The organism is Citrobacter sp. RHBSTW-01013 (assembly GCF_013781985.1).
Classification (GTDB): domain Bacteria; phylum Pseudomonadota; class Gammaproteobacteria; order Enterobacterales; family Enterobacteriaceae; genus Citrobacter; species Citrobacter braakii.
In genome coordinates, this window is record NZ_CP056185.1 from 4,051,547 (window position 1) to 4,066,742 (window position 15,196).

General features: G+C 49.6%; 17 protein-coding genes. 7 read left to right on the forward strand and 10 right to left on the reverse strand.

Annotated elements, in window-relative coordinates; translation table 11 throughout:
- Positions 1-29: 29 nt before the first annotated feature.
- Genes HV350_RS19515 through flgB form a run of 5 tightly spaced genes read right to left on the reverse strand, consistent with a single transcriptional unit; the run spans position 30 to position 3,653 of the window.
- Complete coding sequence (locus HV350_RS19515) at positions 30-767, reverse strand: flagellar basal body rod protein FlgF (protein WP_016151844.1); 738 nt, start codon at positions 765-767, stop codon at positions 30-32.
- A gap of 9 nt (positions 768-776) precedes the next feature.
- On the reverse strand, positions 777-1,979 hold the full coding sequence (gene flgE, locus HV350_RS19520) for a flagellar hook protein FlgE (protein WP_046275408.1): 1,203 nt from the start codon (positions 1,977-1,979) through the stop codon (positions 777-779).
- A gap of 26 nt (positions 1,980-2,005) precedes the next feature.
- Positions 2,006-2,872, reverse strand: coding sequence for a flagellar hook capping FlgD N-terminal domain-containing protein (locus HV350_RS19525; protein WP_181629164.1), 867 nt, complete (start codon positions 2,870-2,872; stop codon positions 2,006-2,008).
- Entirely contained in the window at positions 2,872-3,303 is a 432-nt protein-coding gene (flgC, locus tag HV350_RS19530) for a flagellar basal body rod protein FlgC (RefSeq protein ID WP_016151841.1), read from the reverse strand. Before flgC ends, HV350_RS19525 begins: the two co-directional genes overlap by 1 nt.
- Positions 3,304-3,305: 2 nt before the next feature.
- The gene (flgB, locus tag HV350_RS19535) at positions 3,306-3,653 is read right to left on the reverse strand and encodes a flagellar basal body rod protein FlgB (RefSeq protein WP_016151840.1); all 348 of its coding nucleotides are present in this window, start codon (positions 3,651-3,653) and stop codon (positions 3,306-3,308) included.
- Between the two features lie 82 nt (positions 3,654-3,735).
- Between flgB and flgA the strand changes: the two genes are divergently transcribed.
- The 7 genes from flgA to HV350_RS19570 all read left to right on the forward strand — a co-directional run bounded on the left by flgA (position 3,736) and on the right by HV350_RS19570 (position 11,478).
- Positions 3,736-4,506, forward strand: a complete 771-nt coding sequence (gene flgA / locus HV350_RS19540; RefSeq protein WP_047498459.1) for a flagellar basal body P-ring formation chaperone FlgA — start codon at positions 3,736-3,738, stop codon at positions 4,504-4,506.
- Between the two features lie 96 nt (positions 4,507-4,602).
- Complete coding sequence (flgM, locus tag HV350_RS19545) at positions 4,603-4,890, forward strand: flagellar biosynthesis anti-sigma factor FlgM (protein WP_181629166.1); 288 nt, start codon at positions 4,603-4,605, stop codon at positions 4,888-4,890.
- 12 nt (positions 4,891-4,902) lie between these two features.
- The gene (locus HV350_RS19550) at positions 4,903-5,331 is read left to right on the forward strand and encodes a flagellar protein FlgN (RefSeq protein WP_137379577.1); all 429 of its coding nucleotides are present in this window, start codon (positions 4,903-4,905) and stop codon (positions 5,329-5,331) included.
- Positions 5,332-5,466: 135 nt separating this feature from the next.
- Positions 5,467-6,411 (forward strand): lysine-N-methylase, encoded by a 945-nt coding sequence (locus HV350_RS19555; RefSeq protein WP_181629167.1) that lies wholly within the window; start codon positions 5,467-5,469, stop codon positions 6,409-6,411.
- A 56-nt stretch (positions 6,412-6,467) separates the two neighbouring features.
- The gene (locus tag HV350_RS19560) at positions 6,468-9,029 is read left to right on the forward strand and encodes a glycosyltransferase (RefSeq protein ID WP_181629169.1); all 2,562 of its coding nucleotides are present in this window, start codon (positions 6,468-6,470) and stop codon (positions 9,027-9,029) included.
- Between the two features lie 34 nt (positions 9,030-9,063).
- A complete protein-coding gene (locus tag HV350_RS19565; RefSeq protein WP_181629171.1) occupies positions 9,064-10,266 on the forward strand; it encodes a CDP-glycerol glycerophosphotransferase family protein in 1,203 nt (400 codons plus the stop codon).
- A 42-nt stretch (positions 10,267-10,308) separates the two neighbouring features.
- Complete coding sequence (locus HV350_RS19570; protein ID WP_181629172.1) at positions 10,309-11,478, forward strand: hypothetical protein; 1,170 nt, start codon at positions 10,309-10,311, stop codon at positions 11,476-11,478.
- A gap of 64 nt (positions 11,479-11,542) precedes the next feature.
- Here the strand turns inward: HV350_RS19570 and HV350_RS19575 are convergent, their stop codons facing one another.
- The 5 genes from HV350_RS19575 to fliH are packed head-to-tail and all read right to left on the reverse strand — an operon-like array spanning position 11,543 to position 15,196.
- On the reverse strand, positions 11,543-11,941 hold the full coding sequence (locus HV350_RS19575) for an adenylyltransferase/cytidyltransferase family protein (protein WP_181629174.1): 399 nt from the start codon (positions 11,939-11,941) through the stop codon (positions 11,543-11,545).
- A 41-nt stretch (positions 11,942-11,982) separates the two neighbouring features.
- Positions 11,983-12,663, reverse strand: a complete 681-nt coding sequence (locus tag HV350_RS19580; protein WP_181629175.1) for a class I SAM-dependent methyltransferase — start codon at positions 12,661-12,663, stop codon at positions 11,983-11,985.
- 49 nt (positions 12,664-12,712) lie between these two features.
- A complete protein-coding gene (locus HV350_RS19585) occupies positions 12,713-13,150 on the reverse strand; it encodes a flagellar FliJ family protein (RefSeq protein ID WP_181629177.1) in 438 nt (145 codons plus the stop codon).
- 2 nt (positions 13,151-13,152) lie between these two features.
- Complete coding sequence (fliI, locus tag HV350_RS19590) at positions 13,153-14,493, reverse strand: flagellar protein export ATPase FliI (RefSeq protein ID WP_046275400.1); 1,341 nt, start codon at positions 14,491-14,493, stop codon at positions 13,153-13,155.
- Positions 14,486-15,196, reverse strand: a complete 711-nt coding sequence (gene fliH / locus HV350_RS19595; RefSeq protein ID WP_016151829.1) for a flagellar assembly protein FliH — start codon at positions 15,194-15,196, stop codon at positions 14,486-14,488. The genes fliI and fliH overlap by 8 nt, the downstream gene beginning before the upstream one ends.

Genomic DNA, 15,196 nt, shown 5'->3' on the forward strand with positions numbered 1-15,196 from the left:
AAACTTTATCCCTGATTAAAGGCTACGACTCAGGAGCCGCGTAGCAGCCTGTTGCCGGAGTCGCTGAGATCTTCAGCGGTTTTCATCATCTTGATTTGCGCTTCAAACTGGCGGTTCATCGCAATGGACGACATCATTTCGCTCACCGCAGACACGTTACTGCCTTCCAGAAAGCCGCCGCTTACTTTGATGTTTTCATCGCGCTGGGCCGGTACGCCATCCGCCGTCACCAGCATTCCCTCGCTGTTTTTCGCCAGATTGGCGACCGGGATATCCACCAGCTTCAGCCGATCGATATCCATCGTGGCGGTAACATCACCGTCGTCAGGCGTAACCGAGAGAGTGCCGTCGCTGCCGAAAGAGGCAATCGCGTTTGGCGGCAAAATAATCGGGCCGTTATCTCCGAGCACCACGTTACCGTCGATGGTCAGCTGACCCTGATCGTCTTGCTGAATATTGCCGTTGCGGGTATAGACCTCGTTTCCGGCTTTATCCTGCACGGCGATATAGCCCGTCCCCTGAATGGCGACGTCCAGCGGGCGCTCGGTTTTTTCCGCCACGCCGGTGCTGTCATTGACGCCGCTGGGACTTTCCTTCGCCATAAAACGCGTATCAAAACCACCGCCCTTCACTTTGTCATTACTCGCCATCGCCATATCCGCGCGAAAACCATTGGTGTTGACGTTGGCGAGGTTGTTGGCGCTAATTTGCTGCTCTTGCAACGTCTGGGTGGCGCCGCTCAGCGCGGTATAAATCAACCGATCCATTTCTTAGCCTTACATCGCCTGGAAGAGAGCCTGATCCAGCTGCGTACTGGTGGAAATCACCTTGGTGTTCGCCTGGTAGTTACGCTGGGCGGTCATGAGATTGACCAGTTCGTTGGTGATATCCACGTTAGAGCTTTCGAGCATGCCGGAGGAGAGCGTGCCGCAGGAGCCGGAGCCAGGCGTACCTATCAGCGGCGTACCGGATTCGCCCGTCTGTACCCAGGCAGTACCGCTCACTGCTTCCAGTCCGTTCTCATCCGGGAAGGTGGCGAGTACAACCTGGCCCTGCAGCATGCGCTCACCGTTGCTGTAGGTGGCGTACACTTTACCGTCATCATCCACCTGCACGCCGTTTTGTGTCGCAGAGGCATAACCGGTGGCGGCGTTGGTGGTAACCGAGAAGTCAGAGCCGTACTGAGTACAATCGGAGTAGTCAATCGTCATTGAAATCGGTGCGGCTTCATCGGTGGTGAAGGTGATGGTTTGCGGCGTGGTTGGAGCCGTCAGCTTGCCGGTATTTGGGTCGAAGGTCAGCGTAGTCGGCGGTACACCGCTCTGCGCTTCACCATCAAAGGTGTATTGCACTTCCCAGGTGTTATCCGCCGTTTTAGTAAAGTACTGGCTAACCGAGTGCTCATTACCCAGCGAGTCATACACGGTGGTGGTGTAGCTGTCGGTGTAGGTATCGCTGTTGTTGGCATCAAACGGCACGGTTGCGCGATCGATTGTTTCATCACTGGCGTCAAAGTTTGCCGTGAAGGTCATGCTGTCCGTGGCCTGCGCCGGGATGTTGCCGGTTTTAATCTGGATATCGGTAACGGTACCGGTTTGCAGCGTGCCGCTGTCATCAACCGGATAGCCCTGCAGGTAATCGCCGGACGCATTGACGATATAGCCGTTTTTGTCCGTCACGAAGGAACCCGCGCGGGTATAGGAGATGTTCCCGGCGCTGTCGCACATCACAAAAAAACCATCGTCGTTGATCGCCAGATCCAGCGCATTGCCGGTTGAAACCATAGAGCCGCCGGTGGAGATGCTTTGTGCCGAACCCGCCACGCTCACGCCCATCGCCTGCGTTCCGGCATACATGGCGGAAAACTGGGTGGTCATCGATTTATACCCAACCGTACCGGAGTTTGCGATGTTGTTACTGATGCCATCAAGCTGTTCGTTGACGGCGTTCAGTCCCGTCGCTGCAATTTCATAACTCATTGTTTCTTCCTGTAATGTAAACGAGATCAGATCACGGTGTTGCTGTCGGCGTTATCGCCGCCGTCGTCAGTATCCGGCGGCGTGATGTCATCAGTGCTGTCCGGTACGCCAAACTGGGTGATCATGGTGAAAGGCACTTCGCCAACGCCGTCAACGTTGAGCACCGGCGTGCTGCCATCGAGCGGAATACGCACATCTTCCACCGTTCCGGTCACCTCAATCGGCACTTCCTCTTCTCCGGTATTGGTCACCACGGATACGCTGTAATCGCCCGGCGGGATGCCGTAATCCGCAGGATTGATGTCGAAATCCACCTGGCCGGGCCCGACGGAGGTTTCACCTTGTGGGATCAGCGACACGGTGTAGTCATCACCGGCTTCATCGGTAAAGTGCAGATCCACATCGGTACAACTGTCATCCAGCGTCACGCGTCCCTGGATCTCTTGACTGTTGTCTTCGATATCCAGCGAGGTGGTTTGCACCATGATGTCGTCGCCGACCATATTCCCCAGCGCCATCACCTGAATGTTGCTCATCAGTACGGCGTTAGTGTTTGCCTCAACGCTCATCTCTTCCATCATGGCAACCTGCGCCATGGAGGCGAGCTGATCGATATAGGCCGTAGGATCGGTTGGATCGGTCGGGTCCTGGTTTTCAATTTCAGCCACGAACAGCGTCAAAAACGTATCAACCGCGGACGTTTCGGTGGACGTTGTCGTGGTTGGAGTACCGCTTGTCCCGCTGGTATTCGTTGTTGACGACGTTGAGGAAGAACTGCTGTCTCCCAGATTGCTGCTTTGCGCCGTGGCGCCGACGTTATTTTCAGCCACCGCCGTATTCTCCGAAGAAGGAGCCTGCGCCTGAGATTGGGCATACAGAGTCAGGGTATTCATTACACTTCTCCCAGTTTGAGTAAGCTTTGCTGCATACTTTTGACGTTATTCAGCACATCAACGTCGGTTTCAAAATCACGTGAGGCGGACATCATGTCGGCCATTTGCTCGACCACATTGACATCCGGATACCAGACGAAACCGTTCTGGTCCGCCATCGGATGGTGCGGCTCATAACGCTTCACCGCCCCGCCGCTTTGCATGACGTCCTGTACCTGTACGCTGGCACCATCAATGGCATGGCGGTTATGCCCACCCATCAGGCTATTGTGGTAAACCGCGGCAAAAACCGGGCTGCGCGCCTTATAGGCCTGCGCCTCGCTGCTGGCGGGAGATTCCGCATTTGCCATGTTGCTGGCGACGGTATTCAGACGGATGGTTTGCGCCGTCATCGCCGAACCGGAAATCTGGTAAATATCAGTAAACGACATGGTTATTTCCCTTCGATGGCCTCTTTGATACCGCTAAGTTGCAGGTTCAAAAAGGTCAGACTGCTTTGATAATCCATACTATTTTGTGAAAACCGGGCCTGCTCGGTATTCAGCTCTACGGTATTGCCATCCTCTGAGGGCTGCATCGGTACACGGTATTTCACGTCAGCCTCGGGCAGCACATTTGTGCGACTTGCCCGTTGCATCTCAGCGGCAAAATCAATATCTTTAGCTTTGAAATTTGGTGTATCGACGTTTGCCAGATTCGCAGTCAGTAGCTCGGTCCTCTCAAGACGTAACTTCACTGCCTGCGGATGTACACCCAATGCCTGCTGAAAACTGATTCCCATTTCTTACATCACTCCTGCGTAGATATCGCTGTTATTAGCAATATGCATGCCAACTTTTAAGTGATTGATGAGAAATGACTTTATGAAATTCCCCTTCGACATAAGGAAGCCTTCTTTCCCCTTTGCCGCGGAAATAATGCTGGCGTTATGCTGTGTCTTACCCGCACATGCCGCCGTCCATCCCATTCAGCACAGCGCCCGGGAACAGATCAACGCGCGGGTCATAACCGCCGCCGGTCATGAAATTGACGCGCTGGCGAAAAAACAGCAGTGGCAGGACTATCGCTACACGTTCAACGTCTATATTCCCTCAACGGTGAGCACCAGCGCGCTATGCGCAACAGCGCCCCAGATCACCTCCAGCACATCCCCAGGAATGGCCCTGACGCGAATGAACTTTGTGGTCAGTTGTCCGGGCAGCGCGGGCTGGCAATTTAACGTTGCGGTACGCCCCGACGTGTCGGTGCCGGTAGTGATGCCAAAGTCGTTGATTGCCCGAGATACGGTAATTACGGCCAACGACCTGCAGCTTAAAAAATTCAATATCAGCAACCAGCGGGAAGGATTAATGACAAATATGGATGAGGCGATTGGTCTCACCAGCAAGCGCGCCCTGCAACCGGGCAAACCGATCACCCGGAGCGAGCTGGTTCAACCGGTGCTGGTCAAACGCGACCAACCGGTGATGATCGTCTCCCATACGGCCGGAATTACCGCCTCGATGCCGGGCGTGGCGTTGAAGAACGGGCGCAAAGGGGATGTGATAAAAATTCGCAACAGCAGCAGCCAGCGGATCATTAGCGGGATGGTGGACGATATCGGCGTGGTCACCACGCTGACGGCTGAGCAGTGAAGGGATTTTTTGTGATGGGATTAAAGTTTTCCTCTCTTACCGTCGCTTTTAGCCAATAACAGATAATCAACCCAACGAAATATGTACGAGGTTGCTATGAAAATTACCCCGACTCTGCCAGGCGATCGCCCTGCATCTACAACCGGGCAGACGCGTTCAGACAAGAGCAGCACGCAGACCACGACCTCCAGCGCCGCGACGCTTTCCGCCGACGATATTACTCAGGCGGGATTGCAAACGGCGCAGCAAATGCTGAACAGCGATCCGCAAAGCGACGTTGATTACGACAAAGTGGCGCAAATGCAGGCCATGCTGGCCGCAGGCGACATGCAGGTTGATACCCAGCAACTGGCTGGTGACATGCTCAGCTTTTTCCAGAAATAAGAGGCCAAAATTGTGAGTACCAGGCTACAGCAGGTGAAAACGCTGCTTCAGGGTATCCGGGAGGACGGGACGCGATATGACGCGCTCAGACAGCAGTTGGAACAACAACGTCTGTGCATGATCCGTCGCGCCAGTGAAGAGCTGTTGGCGGTCAATGAGACGATTCAACAGCATTATGAGCAGTTGCAAAACAGCAGCCAGCAGCGCCGCTCAATCCTGCAATTGCTGGGCGTAAGCGTCGATCGTGCAGGGATGGAACAGGTATTTAGCTGGTTGCCGGGCTTACAGAAAAATGCCGCAAAGAGTTGGTGGCAGAGCCTTGAGCAAAAAGCGAAACGCTGCAAGGCGTACAACGAAAAAAACGGCGAGTTGCTGATCCGCCAGTATGAATTTATTCAGACTTTTTTAGGCACCGAGCCGGATTTTATTTACCAGCGCTAAACCTTCCTTCCCTGACGCGGAAAACGACTTTCCGCGCACACCCTAACTAATTGATATAAATACAATAAAAATTCAGGCATGGATATTGCATTGATGTAGCCAGATTTTGAATTTAGGGATTGCTGAGAACACATTATGAGTATGATTGATTGTTATGAACCTGACTTTGTCCGGTTGTTTTTATCCCACCATCCGGATTCCGCTTTGCTGGCCGAAATGCGCTGGAAAACGGAAGTACGACAGAGTCTGGTATTAACCGATCCGGCCAGCTGTCAGGCTGCGTTAGGCGATCCCAACGCCTTTGTGCTGCATACCTCGCAATGTGCAGCCGATGCGGACAGCCCGGCGTTATCTCCACGCGATCAGGTACTTAATCAATCTGCTCTGCATACCATCACGCTCCCCGGTTTGTCACCGGAACTGCGCTTGTATGCGCTGGGCATCATGCTCTCTTTTTCCGAGAAATGCCCTGGCGACAGCGATCCTATGCTTGAAAAACTGGCCTCGCTGCCGCAGGTTCTGGCCGCCCATGCGCAAAGCGGAAAACTGCAGGAGCAGTTCGTGCAACTGCCCAGCCTGCCCCAACTGCAGCGGGAGCTGATCACCCAAATGGGCAGTTGTGAGTTCAATTGGGATCTGTTGCCGGAAAGCACGCGCAAGCTGACCTTACCTCTGCAGGTAAGTCTGCTGATGCTCCAGGATGCAAACAGTGAGGCTATGCTTCAGCAGCAGTTGCAGGATCAGTGGTTAAATACCTATGAGCGCTACTTTGCCCATGACGCATGGATATTCAGTAACTATCTGATTTATCGCCTGTATCACGATACCTTCCCGCAGCACGAGAGTGAAAGCGCGCTGCAGCGCTTCTTCTGGCTGGTGGCTGACATCTTTATGCTTCGCACCCTATTTTGCCTGTGGACAATGGATGATTCCACACTGAGCCATGACGAAATCTACGCCCTTTTCGCGCTGTTTGAAGCGTGGCGCAACAGCGAGAATGCCCGCTCGTTGCGTCTGGATATTCTGGATATGCTGCCGGGAGATCCTCTGCTCTCGGCGTTTTCCCTGATTACACGTTAGCGCCTGTTGGCCGGGTGCATACCCGGTCCTTTTTCGAATCGCGAATACACATCACCATGTCTGAATCCTCCAAAGCACGTTCCGCCCTGACCGGCATCGTTAAAACGCTCGACACTGGTCGCGAAAAACCGTTTGTCAGCGTCATTACTCCCACGTGGAACCGCGGCGCTTTTTTACCCTATTTGCTGTATATGTTCCGCTATCAGGACTACCCTGCCGACCGCCGGGAGCTGGTGATCCTGGATGATTCCCCACAAAGCCATCAGTCAATCATTGACAGGCTGACGCAGAATCACCCGGAGAAATTCAATATTCGTTATATCTACCATGCGGAAAAACTGACGCTGGGAAAAAAGCGCAACATGCTCAATGCGCTGGCGTTAGGCGAATATATTCTCTGTATGGATGACGATGATTATTATCCGGCGGATAAGATCTCCTACACCATCGACATGATGCAGCGCCACCGGGCGTTGATTTCAGGTTCCGATCAGATCCCCATCTGGTATAGCCATATCAACCGCGTGTTCAAAAGCCGCAGCTTTGGCCCGCAGAACATTCTCAACGGCACCTTTTGCTACCACCGCAACTATTTAAAAAAGCACCGTTACGATGATGAATGTAACTTAGGCGAAGAGGAAGGATTCACTAATCAATTCACCGCGAACCCGCTGCAATTGCCGGGCGAGCGCACCATTATTTGTATCTCGCACAGCCAAAATACGTTCGATAAAGACTTTGTGCTGGGCAGCAGCGAGCCGCTGGAAACCTCGCTGGCACAGGCGATTACAGACCCGATGCTGAAAAACTGGTATCAAAGTCTGCATAACGCCACCCATCATCAGCCGATCCAGTGGGATTACATCGATCAGGTGGTGATCGTGAATCTGGACTCACGCCCGGATCGTTTAGCACACATCCAGCAAGAGCTGGCGTTTCTCAATTTCCCGGCGCAAAAGATCACCCGCCTTGCGGCATCAGTTGCCACTAACGGCCAGGCTGGTCGCCGCCAGGCCCATCTGCAGGCGCTGCAACTGGCACAGCGTAACGGCTGGAAAAACTACCTGCTACTTGAAGACGATAGCGTGATCCTGAAGCAGGAAAAGCATATCCGGGTACTCAATTCGCTTCTGAACGCGCTGCCTGGTTTTCCGTGGGAAGTGGTTATCCTCGGCGGAGAAATTAAACAAGGCCGCGAACTCAAAAGCCTCAATGGCATGATCCATGCCCGCGACTGCAATAAGGTTTGCGCCTATCTGGTCAACAGCAGCTATTATCCGGTGCTGGCTCAGCAGATGGAGCATGACCTCTCAGATACGCTCGAAGGGCAATGGCAGCCGCTGCTGCGTGAAGGGAAATGGCTCTCCTGTTATCCGAGCATCTGCTATCAGCGCGCGGGATACAGCGATATTGAGAATAAAGAAACCGATAACATCGGTTACTACTTCAACAAAATCAATAAGAAACCCGCCACCGTCAACACGCAGGTAAGCAACCCGCTTCCTACGGCATCCACGCAGATAGATGCCATTGGCTTCTATATGGAAACCTCGCTGCACTACGCGGTCTACCGCCCTATCATTACCGCGCTTCAGGCGATGGGCCATACCTGCTCGCTGCTGGTCAGTGACAAAATACCTAAATCGTTTCTGGATGAGATGACCGCGACGATTAAAGCCATCAACGACCCTGCGCTCGGCGGTACGCGTCTTTCAGCGGTCATTGAGAACCGTCAGCGCTTCCGGTGCCTGGTCAGCCCTTACTACACGCCACTGCTGAACGGGCTGGCGGATACCCATGTACGCACCCTGTATGGCCTGGCGAAAGAAGAGTGGAATCATGCCTGGTGGAACGCCTTTTATCACCGCATCCTGTGTTACAGCCACTATAGCCAGCACGCGCTTGATATCGGTGGCAGCGCCAAAGTGGTGGGCAATCCCCGTTTCGATGAGTGGCATAATCACACTTACGATACTGCGCTGCCAAAAAGCCTGAAGCTGAATGCGAAAAAGCAGACCATCCTGTATGCGCCAACCTATGGCGCGCTAAGCTCTCTCCCTCACTGGGCGGAACAGCTCAGCCGGTTAAGTCATGAATACAATGTCGTCACCAAACTACATCATGGCACCCTGCACAGACCGGAAGAAGCCGCCTCTCTGGCGCTGGCGCAGCGCTATTTAAAAAACCGAATTGACGATCCACAGCATCTGCTGGCGCTTATCGCGCAGGCGGATTACGTCCTGACAGACAGCAGCGGCTTTATTTTTGACGCCATTCATATGAATAAACGCGTCATTTTACTGAGCTGGCCAGAGATGCCCTTGCTGCTCGATGGTCAACAAAGTTTCTCTACTCCTGACAGCGCTGATCAGCGTATTCGCGATGTTCTCCCGGTGGCACAGGATATACAGACGTTGCGCCACGCCCTGTCATCCGCATTTGACTGGGCTGCGCTGGAAGCGCCACTGGAGGAGATTCGCCACCATTATTGCGATGCGTTTAGGGATGGTCAGGCGGGGAAACGGGCGGCTCAGGAGATCGAAAGCCTGATAAATGCGCCACAACCGCTAATGACAAATACGTTACTGCACAGTCTGCAGAAAAAACTATTTAGTTGAGCTTCAATTCAACGTTATCAAAGGGAATGTCAATATGACAATGAATAATTACCCTGCTATAGATCATCGTCTTTGCCAGGTACTGGCGCAGACATCACTTAAAAAGACCAAAAATAAAAAAAGAATTCTGTTCTTTGATCGTGATGCCTTTGCTGATAATACTAAATACTTATATCTACATATGGTGAAGAATCCCCAATTAGAATGTATATGGTGTACATGGAACGAAGCAGTTTATGACATGTTGCAAAAGCATCATCTGCCTGTGCATCTGTTAGGTAAAAACAATGATGAAACCATAAATTTATTATTAGAGGCCAAGATAGCGATTTTCTGCGTTAACCCGCATCATAGTTTACATAGAAACTGGTCATACTTTGCATGTCTGGAGGGGGCAAAACATATTCAATTATGGCATGGTATATCGGTTAAAAATCTATTATTACAGTTAACCCCCTATTTCAGTATGACAGACCTTGGTTTTAGCACATCTCTGGCATGGGCATCCCGCACGGATTACGTATTAAGTACCGCAGAGGTTTTAAATCCTTACTGGAGAGAAGTATTTGGTTGCGATAATATTATCAACGCATCCTATCCCCGTAATGAGGTGTTACTGCGTAATGTCACGCCGCTAGAACTACTGGGTTCAAAAATCGATACCAGGACAATGAAAGCCATTGCCAGCAAAAGGAAAAAGATATTTATTGCACCAACATGGCAACGATTCGATAATACCGAAATTTTAAGCAAAGAAATGCTTACGCAGCTCCTACTGTACACAAGTAAAAATAATATAGATGTGTTTATAAAAACACATCCATACCGTGCAGTCAATTTTGATAGCAACGCATTAAAAATTAATAATTTTTACTTTATCGATGCGGATGTTGATGTCTACCCTTTTTTGAATCGTTTTGATGCTTTGATAACGGACTATTCATCTATCATGTTTGATTTTCTGCTAACTAAAAAACCAGTCTTAACGCTGGACATTGCTCCAGGCGAGCATGCTAATTTCGAACCCAATTATGCGTTATTGCCAATAAATAATAAATTCCGATATACCTTTACTAAAGATAATATTACCAGCGTGCTGTATAAAGCATTATTTAAAGATGACAAAGCAGTAGAAAGAGAGTTAGCTGTTTCAAGGTTATTTCCAAATGACAGTACTAATGCCTGCCAACAAATGGAGATGTTAATCATAGATATTTTAGAAGATATAATATGTTAGAAAATAAAAATATGTATTATAAAAATAAACAGGATTAACATTTTGAATATTTTAAAAATCTATCTTTCATCAGGTTCAGTCCCCGTCATCCCTCAGATGTTGGACTTTGCGGAGTGCGCATATGATCCCCAAATTATCAAAATCATATGTTGGTACCGCAATGAAGTAACGCCATTTCAGTTAAAAGGAACAAATGCTTATTACATAAAACAGGCATATGCTGTCACCTCCGATTTTATTACTAAAATTATCAATGTCATTCAACAAACTCAACCTAAAATGGTTGAGATTCACTCTAACATTGTATTTACCAATGTTGAGTTATATCCCGTCATTGCCTCTATATCTAAATTACTAAAAAAAGAACAAATAAAGATACATTTATATGATGACGGCATACGCAGTATAGGTGAAAGGCTACAACTTAGTGAAATAAGCAAGAATGTCTTTCCAGAAGTAAGGGCAGTTCATATTAAATATTTACAGGCTATCCTGCAAAATGAAATCAATCCCTTCTCTGGCTATCTAAGAGAATCCTGGCCATTATTGATGAATTACCTATGGCATAATTTTTATGATGTCACCTATCATTTAATGGAACAGCACAAACAAAAATGGAGTTCGTCTTCATCTTTCCAGAAATCCATACAACAAAACACGAAAGAATTAACGACTGCTGATATCAAAACGATCAAACCCAAACAGCTTGCATTTTGCCTTTCGCTAATGAACTTAACAAACACCACAATCAACGAAATAAAGAAAGAAATCAAGCAAGATAATAGCTTATTGTACATGGGGGCTGGATATTTTAATCGCCAAAAAGATGATGATATTACTGAAAAGCAAGTCATAAAAATTCATAAGATGAGAGCAGCAGGAATCATCAAGCCAGATGATAAGATCATTTTCAAAGCACATCCAATTAACCACCCAGAAAACAGAGCGAAAATAATTTCCGCATTTGCCAGCGACAATATTTATACTCTACCTAATCACATTCCATTTGAAATCTTGCCGGTGATAGACTTAGCGCCAGCTGAAATTATCTGTAATTTCAGTACACTGATATTCACGATGGCACCAGACACATTTCGGCATATTATAGGAGATGCGGATACAGCAATCGAATCTTTAAAAAATCCAATAATCAAAAAACTTGTCAGAGCAAATGTTATTAATAAGAGTCTTGTAAGCGGTTGGCTTGATTAGCAATCAAATAATAAAAATAGATTGCTAATCATTTTATCTTAGTCAGCGCTAGGGTATTTACTCTCTAACGATTAATATTTTTTGCCACCTCAATAATCGAAGTCGTCGATATTGACGGTGTTCTGGGGAAATACATTATGTCGCAAAGATAAGAGAGACTATCAAAGCGCCCGGCCCAGTCGTCTCCCATTACCAACGTATCTGCGCTAAACTGCCGAATATAATCTGCTTTTTTTTCCAATGACTCTTCAAGAAATACACTATCGACACATTTCAGTGCGGCAACAATATCCATCCGTTCATTTTGATGATAAACAGGCGTACGTCCTTTTTTTTGCATATTTAAAGCATCTGAGGAAATACCCACGATCAATCGTTCACCTAACTGCCTTGCCCGCTGAAGAATACGTAGATGCCCAATATGGAAAACATCAAATGTGCCAAAGGTTATAATTACTTTCATTGACTAAACCTCTATCCCACGTCAAACGTGGTAATAAATGACTAAATATTTCCAAGCCTTTTCATTCGGTCATTATGAATTCTTACTTTTTCTAACATTGCCACTTTCATTAATATCTCATCAGGTTCAACTTTGATATTCTGTTCCTTCACAACAAACCAAGTCGGATACTGGCAATATTTTTGAGATTCAACACTTCTGGTAACCGTTAATTGCAATCCTGTTTTTTTAACAAAATCATTTACAGCCCATACGACTAATGGCCAATCAGCATGATAATCATCGCCAGCAAGAACCCCACCAATTTTCAATTTACAAAACCAATCCGCAATTGACTTTCCGCCTTCTTCACCAGTGTGAGCAAAACCATCTATATAAATGAAATCGAAAAACTCATCATTAAATACATCAAGAGCATCATCAAAGGACATGCGCAGCAATTTGTAATTATTGCTAAGCCCAACATATTTTAACGTTTCTTTATATTCCTTGGTATCATGGATATCACCATATAAATCAACACCATAGTATGCAGAGAATTTACCACTATCTATCATTCGCTTAGAAAAGATGCCTTTAGCAACCCCCAACTCTATACCAACGCAAGAGAGGTCATCAGCGCCATTGACAATTTCATGTCTGTACATGTTATCAATATAATTTACTTTGATTGTAGGAGTGAGTCTTTTACTTAGCTCAGCTACCCAACTTTCATTAAACATTGATACCTCTTAAATATATCTACGAATCCCAATATGCTTATTTATAATGTTAACTAAGCGTCTTCTGTCTTAGCCAGCATTGTGCGGCAATTTCATCTACGGCTTTTTGCTCTTTAACCAGTGCCTCATTGCTCAGTTCATCGCGCTTATCATCGAGCGTCATGGCGACAATTTTCTCTTCACATGCCGCTGACACCAGGTTTTTCTGAATACGCTGTTCTTTGATTTTAGCCAGCGTTTTCTCCTGCTCTTGCCAGGCAATAACCGTGCGCAGCGTGCCTTTGTATCCGGTCACATTTTTGAGCGATTCAACGCAAGGCACCTCCACGCCGGTGCCGGTTTTTTGAATCAGGTAGCCCAGCGCTTTGATATTATTGTCAAAACCGATGCAAACTTGTTGCTGTTTAGCCAGCTGTACCGTCATATCTTTGACTGATTTATCCCGCAGGCGCTGCAGTTGCGCCAGGGTATCGATAATTTGCCGCATGATTATTTACCTTCCGTTTTCTTTGCCTGCGGGAAAAGGGCCTGTAAGCGGCTTTGCACCAGTTCCAGAGAGGCCGGTTCACTGACTTCCTGGCGCAGAAAACGCTCAATGGCGGGGAACACTTTGACGGCCTTATCCACGCCGGGATCGGCTCCTGCAACATATCCTCCCAACGGGATCAGCGGCTTAATTTCCATATAGGCGGCATAGTTCTGTTTGAGCAGGCGGGCCGACTGCTGATGCGCGTGGGGAGTTACCTGGGTCATGCATCGACTGATCGACTGCCCGATATCAATAGCCGGATAATGTCCGGCCTCCGCCAGCTTACGGGTCAGAACAATGTGCCCGTCCAGCACCGCACGCGCGCAGTCGACGATCGGATCCTGCTGATCGTCTCCTTCCGCCAACACCGTATAAATGGCGGTCATTGACCCATCGCTTTCACTGTTGCCAGCGCTTTCCACAAGCTTTGGGATCATGCCGAACGCCGACGGTGGATAGCCTTTCGTCGCCGGAGGTTCACCCAGTGACAACGCAATCTCGCGCTGCGCCATGGCATAACGGGTTAACGAATCCACCAGCAGCAAAACGTGATGTCCGCGATCGCGAAACCAGGCGGCAATAGAGTGGCAAAGCTCGGTGGCTTTCAAACGCATTAACGGCGACTCATCCGCAGGCGCCGCCACGATAATTGATTTTGCCAACCCTTCCGCGCCCAGAGCGTGATCGATAAACTCCTTCACCTCGCGGCCACGCTCGCCAATTAACCCCACCACCACGATGTCGGCCTTGGTCTGGCGGGTGATCATCCCCAGCAGTACGCTTTTTCCCACGCCGCTGCCGGCCATCAAACCCACACGCTGGCCTTTGCCGATAGTTAGCAGACCGTTGATTGCTTTAACGCCAACATCCAGCGGTTGGTTCACCGACCGACGCGTGAGGGGGTTAATGGAAGGTGCCTGAGGCGGCAATACGTCATTGCCCGTCAGACGCCCTTTGGCATCCAGCGGTTCGCCCAGTCCATTGACTACCCGCCCCAGCCAGCTTTCGCTGATCAGGATCTCCTGGGTTTTTTCTTCGGGGAAAACGCGCGCACCCGCCATCAGTCCGACGGGATGCTTGAAGGGCATCAGGTAGGTGATATCGCGGTTAAACCCCACCGCCTGCGCGTCGATCAACGTATGGTCGGCGCTTTCGACGCGGCACAGCTGGCCGGTCGCCAGCGGACAGCCCACGCTCTCCAGCAAAATGCCGTTTACGCGCACCAGTCGCCCGGCAACCCGGGCTAAAGGGATCGACTCAATGGAACGCAGCGCGTTGTCAACGCTGGACAGGTCACTCACCCGTCGGCTCCGGCAGAAGCGACTCTTTGAGCGCCGACATGCACTGGTCGAGTCGATGTTCGCAGCCAATATCCAGCTCGGATTTATCGGTAATCACCCGACACTCGCCCGCCTGCAGTTCGGGTGATGGGGTCAGCCCCCATTCAGTGACCTTCTCCGGGGCAGCATCTTTGATACGGTTAAATTCTTCATGACTTAGCAGGACCTGTAGCGACTCAGGCATCGCAGGAAAGGCCGAAATCGCCTCTTCAACCAGCGACAGTAACTGCGTCGGTTGCAGCGCCAGCTCGCAACGAATCACCTGGCGAGTGACCTTTTCAACCAGTTGCAGCAGGTCTTCCCGCTGTTTACGCTGAATGTGCGCCAGGTAGTCGTTCACTTTGCCAGTGATGGTTTCCAGCGGTTGCGCTGCTTGCTCAAACTGCTTACGCCCTTCCTGTTGCCCGGCCAGGCTGCCTTCAGTATATCCCTGACGACGGCCTTCATCGTGTCCCTTCTGATGGCCTTCCTGAAAGCCCTGCTCCTGACCTTCCGTCATCCCCTGTTCAAAGCCTTTTTGCAGGCCTTCCTGGAAGCCGTCCATCAGTTGGCGCTGATAATCCGCAGGCGTGATCCCCGGCGTGAGCTGTTCAGCCTGCAAATGGCGCTGGCGAGGAGGAAAGCGGTGCAGTCGGTAACGACCACGAATGGTTTCAATCGCCAT

What these genes read in the sequence shown, in the direction of transcription:
- HV350_RS19515 (WP_016151844.1), bottom strand. Translation starts at nt 767, where the DNA reads ATGGATCGGTTGATTTATACCGCGCTGAGCGGCGCCACCCAGACGTTG.
- flgE (WP_046275408.1), bottom strand. Translation starts at nt 1,979, where the DNA reads ATGAGTTATGAAATTGCAGCGACGGGACTGAACGCCGTCAACGAACAG.
- HV350_RS19525 (WP_181629164.1), bottom strand. Translation starts at nt 2,872, where the DNA reads ATGAATACCCTGACTCTGTATGCCCAATCTCAGGCGCAGGCTCCTTCT.
- flgC (WP_016151841.1), bottom strand. Translation starts at nt 3,303, where the DNA reads ATGTCGTTTACTGATATTTACCAGATTTCCGGTTCGGCGATGACGGCG.
- flgB (WP_016151840.1), bottom strand. Translation starts at nt 3,653, where the DNA reads ATGGGAATCAGTTTTCAGCAGGCATTGGGTGTACATCCGCAGGCAGTG.
- flgA (WP_047498459.1), top strand. Translation starts at nt 3,736, where the DNA reads ATGAAATTCCCCTTCGACATAAGGAAGCCTTCTTTCCCCTTTGCCGCG.
- flgM (WP_181629166.1), top strand. Translation starts at nt 4,603, where the DNA reads ATGAAAATTACCCCGACTCTGCCAGGCGATCGCCCTGCATCTACAACC.
- HV350_RS19555 (WP_181629167.1), top strand. Translation starts at nt 5,467, where the DNA reads ATGAGTATGATTGATTGTTATGAACCTGACTTTGTCCGGTTGTTTTTA.
- HV350_RS19560 (WP_181629169.1), top strand. Translation starts at nt 6,468, where the DNA reads ATGTCTGAATCCTCCAAAGCACGTTCCGCCCTGACCGGCATCGTTAAA.
- HV350_RS19565 (WP_181629171.1), top strand. Translation starts at nt 9,064, where the DNA reads ATGACAATGAATAATTACCCTGCTATAGATCATCGTCTTTGCCAGGTA.
- HV350_RS19575 (WP_181629174.1), bottom strand. Translation starts at nt 11,941, where the DNA reads ATGAAAGTAATTATAACCTTTGGCACATTTGATGTTTTCCATATTGGG.
- HV350_RS19580 (WP_181629175.1), bottom strand. Translation starts at nt 12,663, where the DNA reads ATGTTTAATGAAAGTTGGGTAGCTGAGCTAAGTAAAAGACTCACTCCT.
- HV350_RS19585 (WP_181629177.1), bottom strand. Translation starts at nt 13,150, where the DNA reads ATGCGGCAAATTATCGATACCCTGGCGCAACTGCAGCGCCTGCGGGAT.
- fliH (WP_016151829.1), bottom strand. Translation starts at nt 15,196, where the DNA reads ATGGCGATTGAAACCATTCGTGGTCGTTACCGACTGCACCGCTTTCCT.